This is a genomic window from Tessaracoccus sp. OH4464_COT-324, assembly GCF_003932855.1.
Lineage (GTDB): Bacteria > Actinomycetota > Actinomycetes > Propionibacteriales > Propionibacteriaceae > Arachnia.
Window position 1 is genome coordinate 23,381 of the sequence record NZ_RQYZ01000027.1, and the last position, 7,331, is coordinate 30,711.

General features: G+C 65.6%; 5 protein-coding genes, 1 tRNA gene and 1 pseudogene. 3 read left to right on the plus strand and 4 right to left on the minus strand.

All coding sequences use genetic code 11. The features are described 5' to 3' along the window. Positions 1 to 35: 35 nt before the first annotated feature. Positions 36 to 1,589 (plus strand): dolichyl-phosphate-mannose--protein mannosyltransferase, encoded by a 1,554-nt coding sequence (locus tag EII42_RS11280; protein ID WP_125172250.1) that lies wholly within the window; start codon positions 36 to 38, stop codon positions 1,587 to 1,589. Positions 1,590 to 1,685: 96 nt separating this feature from the next. Here EII42_RS11280 and EII42_RS11285 read toward each other — a convergent pair whose 3' ends face one another. Beyond that, a complete protein-coding gene (locus EII42_RS11285; RefSeq protein ID WP_125172251.1) occupies positions 1,686 to 2,771 on the minus strand; it encodes an FAD-dependent oxidoreductase in 1,086 nt (361 codons plus the stop codon). Between the two features lie 149 nt (positions 2,772 to 2,920). Here EII42_RS11285 and EII42_RS11290 point away from each other — a divergent pair, with 149 nt between their 5' ends. Further along, positions 2,921 to 4,327: an L-serine ammonia-lyase gene (locus EII42_RS11290; protein ID WP_125172252.1), complete on the plus strand. Its 1,407-nt coding sequence runs from the start codon at positions 2,921 to 2,923 to the stop codon at positions 4,325 to 4,327. A 49-nt stretch (positions 4,328 to 4,376) separates the two neighbouring features. After that, positions 4,377 to 4,452, plus strand: a tRNA-Ala gene (locus EII42_RS11295). A gap of 509 nt (positions 4,453 to 4,961) precedes the next feature. Here EII42_RS11295 and EII42_RS11300 read toward each other — a convergent pair. From EII42_RS11300 to EII42_RS13550, 3 genes and pseudogenes are all read right to left on the minus strand, one after another. Next, the gene (locus EII42_RS11300) at positions 4,962 to 5,834 is read right to left on the minus strand and encodes an NAD(P)H-binding protein (RefSeq protein ID WP_125172253.1); all 873 of its coding nucleotides are present in this window, start codon (positions 5,832 to 5,834) and stop codon (positions 4,962 to 4,964) included. Positions 5,835 to 5,968: 134 nt separating this feature from the next. Continuing rightward, positions 5,969 to 6,307, minus strand: coding sequence for a type I restriction enzyme endonuclease domain-containing protein (locus EII42_RS11305; RefSeq protein WP_233558379.1), 339 nt, complete (start codon positions 6,305 to 6,307; stop codon positions 5,969 to 5,971). A 341-nt stretch (positions 6,308 to 6,648) separates the two neighbouring features. Beyond that, positions 6,649 to 7,221: pseudogene (locus tag EII42_RS13550) on the minus strand (transposase). Positions 7,222 to 7,331 lie beyond the last annotated feature (110 nt).

Below are 7,331 nucleotides of genomic sequence, written 5' to 3' on the forward strand. Positions count from 1 at the left end.
CCGGCCAGCACGGGAGGTTGGTTAGACTGCCCCTCGTGACCACGACTATCGATGCCCTGGAAGAAGGCCGCTTGAAGCGCGACGGCTGGGCGTCGTGGCTGATCACCTTCGGGATCACCTGTTTCGCCTACTTCCTGCGGGCCGTCGGGCTGTCGTCGCCGCACCGACTGGCGTTCGACGAGACCTACTACGCCAAGGACGCCTGGTCGATCCTGCTGCACGGTTACGAGCGAAACTGGGCGGAGAATGCCAACGACCAGATTCTCGCGGGCAACATCGATCAAATGTTGGACACGCCGAGCTTCGTCGCCCATCCCCCGCTCGGCAAGCTGATGATCGCCGCCGGCGAATACCTCTTCGGCATGAACCCCCTGGGCTGGCGGTTTGCCGCGCTGATCGCTGGCTCGCTGCTGATCTTGTTCACCATTCGCCTGGCGAGGCGTCTTTCCCGCTCGACGATGGTGGGCGCCCTGGCGGGCATCCTGCTGACGTTCGACGGCCTGGAGTTCGTTATGAGCCGCATTGCGCTGCTCGACATCTTCCAGGCGCTGTTCGCGGTAGCTGGGTTGAGTGCGCTCGCCGCCGACCGGGACTGGTTCCGCGGGAAGCTGGCCGATCATCTGCGCGCGAAGGACCTGCCCGACCTCGGCGGCGCTTTCGGCCCGCTGCTGCTCTTCCGGCCGTGGCGCATCGTCGCGGGCCTGCTGTTCGGCGCGTCCTGCGCGGTGAAGTGGAACTCGATTTTCGTCGTCGCCGTCTTCGGCATCCTCACGGTGGTCTGGGATCTGGGTGCGCGCCGCCTAGCCGGCGCCCACCGGCCGTGGAAGTCGCTGCTGATTGATGCCCCGTTCGCTTTCGTCCAGCTGGTGGTGGTCGGCCTGTTCGTCTACCTCGCCTCGTGGCTGCCGTGGCTGCGCACCAGCGGCGGCTGGGGCCGCGACTACGGGGCGCACCACCCCGAGGACCGGGTGGTGCAGTGGTTCGGTGAGAGCTTGGGGTCACTGTGGAACTACCACGTGAAGATCTACGAGTTCCACGTCGGTGAGCACATGATGCAAACCGCCACCCACACCTACGAGGCGCATCCCGCGGGCTGGCTGCTGATGCTGCGCTCCACGGGCATCGCGGCCGAGAACGGGATCGAGCCGGGCCAGCAGGGCTGCACCGCCGTCGGTACGACGTGTCTGCGCGTGGTGTCGGCAATGGGCACGCCGATCCTGTGGTGGGCGGCGGCCGTGGCCTGCGTGGTCGCGCTATGGCTGTGGATCGCGAAACGCGACTGGCGGTTCTCACTGCCGCTGCTCGCCATCGCGTCGACGTGGCTGCCGTGGTTCAGGTACGCGGACCGGCCGCTGTTCTTCTTCTACGCGATCATGCTGGTGCCGTTCACTGTCACGGTGCTGGCGATGGTGTTGGTGCGTTTCCTGGGGCCCGCGGATCACCCGCACCGCAGGCGGCGCGCGGTGATCGTGGGAGCCATCGTCGGGCTGATCATCTTGAACTTCGCGTTCTTCTACCCCATCTACTCCGACGCGCTACTCACCCGGCCGCAGTGGCTGATGCGGATGTGGTTCGGCACCTGGATCTAGGAGATCCGAAACCTGTCGCGACGGCCCTGCCGGTCAGCGGCGCACCGGGCCCGGAGCGTCCCCGCGCTGGAGGGCTTCCGATACCGGCCTGGGCGTTCAGTCCTTGCGGCTCGTCAGCCAGGACTTGAGGCTGGCGCGCACGCGGCGGTTCAGCGGCAGGGGGCGTCCCTCGGGCCGCTGCCCGATGAGCGTCTGCGCTAGCCACAGCCCCGACGCGGTGCCGTTCATCAGCTCGCCGCGGCCCATGCCGCGAGCGTAGTAGCCGCCTGGGATGGCGGAGGCGCCGACGATGGGGCGGCCCTCGTCGGCCGGGTCGGTGGCGAGCTTACCGGTGGAGATGACCTCCGCGCCGGAGCGCGTCAGCTCCTCTTCCAGGCGGGCGCGGGCGGCGTCGATGCCTGAGCTGCCGGTCTTGCGCCCGACGATGTGGTGCCGGTCCCCGTCGGGGCGCACCAGCCAGGTCTCCTCGCGTTCCTTGGGCCGAAGCTCCACCCAGCCGAGCGGCTGTGCCAGGCGTGCAGTGGCGGTGGGCACCCATTCCACCTTGCCGGAGCGCACTTGCCTGCCCCAAGGAGTGATGCCCAGGGTGTCGAGGCAGGCCACGCCCGTCAGCGTGCCGGGCTCGCGTGCCCAAGCGAGGTTATTGAGGAAGGCGACGGACATCGTCGACTCCCGGCGCAGGATTCGTGTGACGGTGACACCGTGGGCCACTTTGGCGCCCGCCGCCACCGCCTGGCTGCGCAGGTGATCCGCGTACTGGTGCGGGTCGAGCACCAGGCAGGTTGAGGTGAAGAGGCCGCGCCGGAAGTCGACCTCCGCGCCGGCCTCTTCGAAGATGCGCGCGATGTCCCGCGACTGGTGCTGGGGCCGGAGCTGCATGGTTTTGTCGACGAAACCGAGTTCGAGCTGTGGCTCGTTCGCGGTGGCGAGCACCGAGCGGATGAAGCTGATGCCCCGGATGTTACGCACGACGTGCTCGGTGGCGATCGGGTCGCCGTAGGCGGAGCGCATCCGGGCGAGGGTGTCGGCGTGTCCGGCCGCCGCCACCCCGTGACCGATCGCGGCGCTGGCCAGGCCCTGGTTTGGGTCCAGCACCACCACGTCGAAGCCCACGCCCGCGAGGGTCTTGGCCGCGGTCAGCCCCGCGATCGTCGCGCCAAGGATCACCACGTCATGGACCATGTCTTGCAGTCTAACGTGTGCCGCCCACCGATTTGCGCTCTTCAAGGGGCAACCGGTCGATTCAGGCCGGGAGTGGGGGGCGCGCCCCGCGGTGGGCACGCGGCTACTCGACCCACGTCGGCGCACGGTGGAGCGGCTAGTGTGTACGGATGAGCACCGCTGTTCAGTTGTCCTCAGCCACGCGGGTGGCGGACATGTTCAAGATAGGCATCGGCCCGTCGTCGTCGCACACGGTCGGGCCGATGCGCGCGGCCTGTCTGTTCGCGTCGTGCCTGCATGGGCTGCCGGTGGCGCGGCTACATGCCCGGCTGTGCGGCAGCTTGGGCGCGACGGGGCGCGGCCACATGACAGATCGGGCCGTGCTGCTCGGCTTCCAGGGTTACGAGCCGCAGACGGTGCCGGCCGAGGTGGTGGCGGACTGCCTGCGGCTGACCGCCGAGGCGGGGCATATCGCTGTGTGGGGGCGGCAAGTGCCGTTCGACATCGATCGCGACATCGTGTTCGAGCCGCGAACATTGCTGCCGTTTCATGTCAACGGGCTGGTATTCACGGCTTTCGACGGGCAGGGGGCCGCGCTGGCCAGCGGCACCTACTATTCGACGGGCGGCGGTTTCGTCAGCCAGCAGCTGCCCGACGGGCGGGTGGCGAGCATCGATCAGCCGTCGGAGGGTGAACGCGCCGAGCCGTTCCCGTATCGCACTGCCACGGAGTTGATCGGGATCTGCGAGCGTGAGGGCCTGTCGATTGCCGACGTGGCACGCGCCAATGAAGGCGAGGACGGCCTCGACGAGTATCTGGACCTGGTGCACCGAACCATGAACGAGTGCATTCAAGCGGGCGTGCACGCGACAGGGATTCTGCCCGGCGGGCTGAACGTGCCACGTCGGGCGCGGGCGCTGAAGGAGCAGCTGATGAGCCGCGACTTCGAAAACGGCCCCGACTGGCGCTCCCCCAACGATCCGATGGCGGGCATCGACTGGGTGAACCTCTACGCTCTGGCGGTCAACGAGGAGAACGCGGCCGGGCAGCGAGTGGTGACGGCCCCCACGAACGGCGCGGCCGGCGTGATCCCCGCGGTGCTCAGGTACTACGAGCGGTTTGTTCCGGGTTCGAGCCGCGACGGTGTGCGCCGCTTCCTGCTCACGGCCGCCGCCATCGGGGCGATCATCAAAGCGAACGCCTCGATCGCCGGCGCCGAGGTGGGTTGCCAGGGCGAGGTGGGTTCTGCGTGCGCGATGGCGGCTGCGGGGCTCGCGGAGGCGCTGGGCGGCACTCCCCGGCAGGTGGAGAACGCGGCGGAGATCGCGATGGAGCACTCGCTTGGCCTGACCTGCGACCCGGTGGCCGGCCTCGTGCAGATTCCCTGCATCGAACGCAACGCCATCGCCGCCGTCAAGGCCATCAACGCCGCACGGATGGCCTTGTGGAGCGATGGCCGCCACCAGGTGCCACTCGACACCGCCATCAAAACCATGCGCGAGACCGGCAAGGACATGCTCGCCAAGTACAAGGAGACCTCCGAGGGCGGACTCGCGGTCAACGTCATCGAGTGCTGACCCCAGTTTGGCGGCGCGGCGGGCTCGTGGTAGATTCCTGTGTCGTCCAGGGGCTATGGCGCAGTTGGTAGCGCGTCTCGTTCGCAATGAGAAGGTCAGGGGTTCGAATCCCCTTAGCTCCACCAAGTGATACCTCGTGACATTGAAACCCCTTGAACCCTCAGGGTTCGGGGGGTTTCGTTGTTTGGGGTTGGCAGCGGCGGGTGGTGTCGAGAGTGAGTTCTCGGATGAGTTCGCCGGTGTGTTTGTCGATAATGGTGTCCCACTGTCCCGCGTCAAGTTTTTGGCAGGGTTTTCGCCCTTTCATCGTTGGGGATGGTGGGGTCTGCTAGGCACGGGGGTTCCTCCGTTGGCCGGTGCCCCGGAACCGGGCTCTGCTGTGGCTTCGATAGCGGGTTGACCCACTTTCGACGTCGTCGCGTAGCTGATGCCCATCTCAGCGGCGACATAAGCGATCGAACGGTCCTGGCATCGCTGGGCCAAACAACAACGCACCTCGAAAATCGAGGCTGCGCTGCGGTGGGGGCTCAAAGGGCAGGTCCCTTGCTCAGACGGTAGTTTCAGCTGCTCCCAGCCTGATGAAGGTCTGCCCATGTCGTCTCCACGCCGTCAACGACCCCATGCGCCGCAACACCTAAATCTTGTCTGAAGCGTGCCGCGTGAAGAAGTCGATGAGCTTGTGAGTACCTGTTGACTCGCCAACACAGTCGTTCTGCATACTCCACGATACGAAGCGCACCATGTCGGCCTTCTTGGGGCTGAAGACGCCGAGAAGTGAAGGTGCGGCAGCCAGGAGCCAAGGTGCCAGTCTAGCGGTCTTCACAGGACGGCCAAGTGCCTGAAAAGCGCGCTCGGCGAGGCCCTGCCAAGTGAACACTTCTGGGCCCCCAACGTTCCATGATCCAGCTTCGCCGGAGATGAGACGGTCGACGCAGTATGCTGCAAGATCGGCCCCATGGATAGGGTTGATTCGGGCCTCGGGTCGCACGATGAAGACCCGCCCTCTCTGGGCCATCTTGAGGATCTGCGTCATGTCGGAGAAGTAGCCGGGCGGGTTGATGATCTGGCTGGGGATGGAGGACGCTGTCAAGTCTTTGACGAAGGCTGCCTTCGCCCTAGTCAGTTGCGTCGGGCATGCGTCTCCCCCCATGACGTTGACATAGCAAAATGCCCTGGCGCCGTGCTTTTCAGCTGAGCGGAGGATGGCGAGATTCGCCCGATGATCAATGTCCCAGGGGTCGGCTTTCTGCTTGGTGACTCCCAAGGCCGAAATGACGCAGTCCGCTCCTCGAACAACATCCGCCGCGAGAGAAGGGTTCGAGACCTCTCCGATGACCCAGTCGTCAACGCAGTCCTCGATGGAGGGTGAATCCCATGGGCCCAGGCTGGCAGCTCGCTGTTGGCTCCGCACGATTGCGCGCACCTTCAGGCCCCGCCGATGCAGCTCGGCAGCGATGAACCGTCCCAAGTAACCTGTCGCTCCGGCGAGGAGAACCATCTGAGTCATGAATGTTGTCCTTCCTCCTGACGGCGGTGCGGTCTTGACGGGATGCGGGACACGCCAGGTGCCGTTGAAAGCAAGGGCCAGCGACCATCTCAGAACGCCCTGACGCGCCGCCGTCACTCCGTGAGTACCTTCCATCAGCGAGACACGCCCCGCCCATGGTCCACCTGATCCCGAACGGCGTGTCCTATTCTAGGTCGGTCGCAGGTGTCTGGGACCGGAAGCAGAGGCCTATCGCCTCTCCGCGTACGCGATCTCAGTCCCTGAAAGGCGATCTCATCCTCACGGAGCCCTAGTTCCTCATGGCGTCTCTGGTCATCGCACACCTGTTTGGCGAGTTTCACCAAGTCCGCGATGGTCTCCGTCGTCGTCAGCGAGCGGTTCGTGTACCGGTTGATCGCTTCGTCGAGCAGCTCGGAGAACTTCCGCGCCTGCACCAGGTTCGTGCGCCGCACGGTGCGAACCTGGCGCTTCATCTGACTGCGAGATCGTTGGACCCCAAGAGTAACGGCCAGGCCCGCTGGGACATGCGCTAGAAGCTCTCCCTGAACGCGTTCGCCATCACCTTCACTAACCACATGTCCGCAGCCAGCACCACCCAGTAGAAACTGCGACTGACACTGTTAACCGGATACTCTCGGGGTCTGTCCGGCGAGCGGTGTGTGGGGTCCGGCGGTTTTCATCGGTGGGTGGTGTTCTCGAACCGTCCGGTGAAGGTGGTCGCGAACGCGTTCAGCGCGGGCTTTGCACCTGATCATCCAGCGTGCTCAGCCACCGGAGGTGGGGGCAAGCAGCCTGGTCACGAGATACAGGCGCTTCAGCTGCGGTTTCGTTCGGGAAGTGCCCCCTGCTCGAACCGCTCGCCGGTAGCGGGCGTTGATCGACACTGATCGCGTTGGTCGTGCAGATCACCCGGCGGAGCACGGACGTCGCATTCCAGGAACGGCACGAACCCCGCCCAGGAGCTGCGCCAGAGCTGCACGATCGCCAGATAACGATCACCCCACTCGGCGGCGAACTCCGCGAACCGGTCCTTCGCTGCCTGCTCGGACGGGGCCGTGTACACGGGCTTGAGAGACTTCACGATCGCGCGCTTGGTGCTGCCGACTGGCATACCGGAAGCTGTTGCGGATCAGGTGCACGATGCACTGCTGCACCACCGTCTGCCCCCTAGGTGGTGTTGATCGCCTCCGGCAGCCCCTTTGAGCCCGTCACAGACGGCGATCAGTACCTCCTCGACACCGCGCGGTTCTTCAACTCGCTGAACACCTCCAAGCCAGAACCTCGCCCCTTCAACGCCATCGCCGGCCCAGATACCCAGAATGTCGCGTCCCCCATTCGTCGTGACGCCCATCACGACATAGAACCGGGGTGTTGCGAACCTGCCCATCACGGACCTTCACTTTCGAATCGCGTCGACGAAGATCACCGGATAGAGCGGATCCAACGGCCTGCTCGACCATTCGGCGAGTTCGCCGGCGACTTTCTCCGTGATCCGGC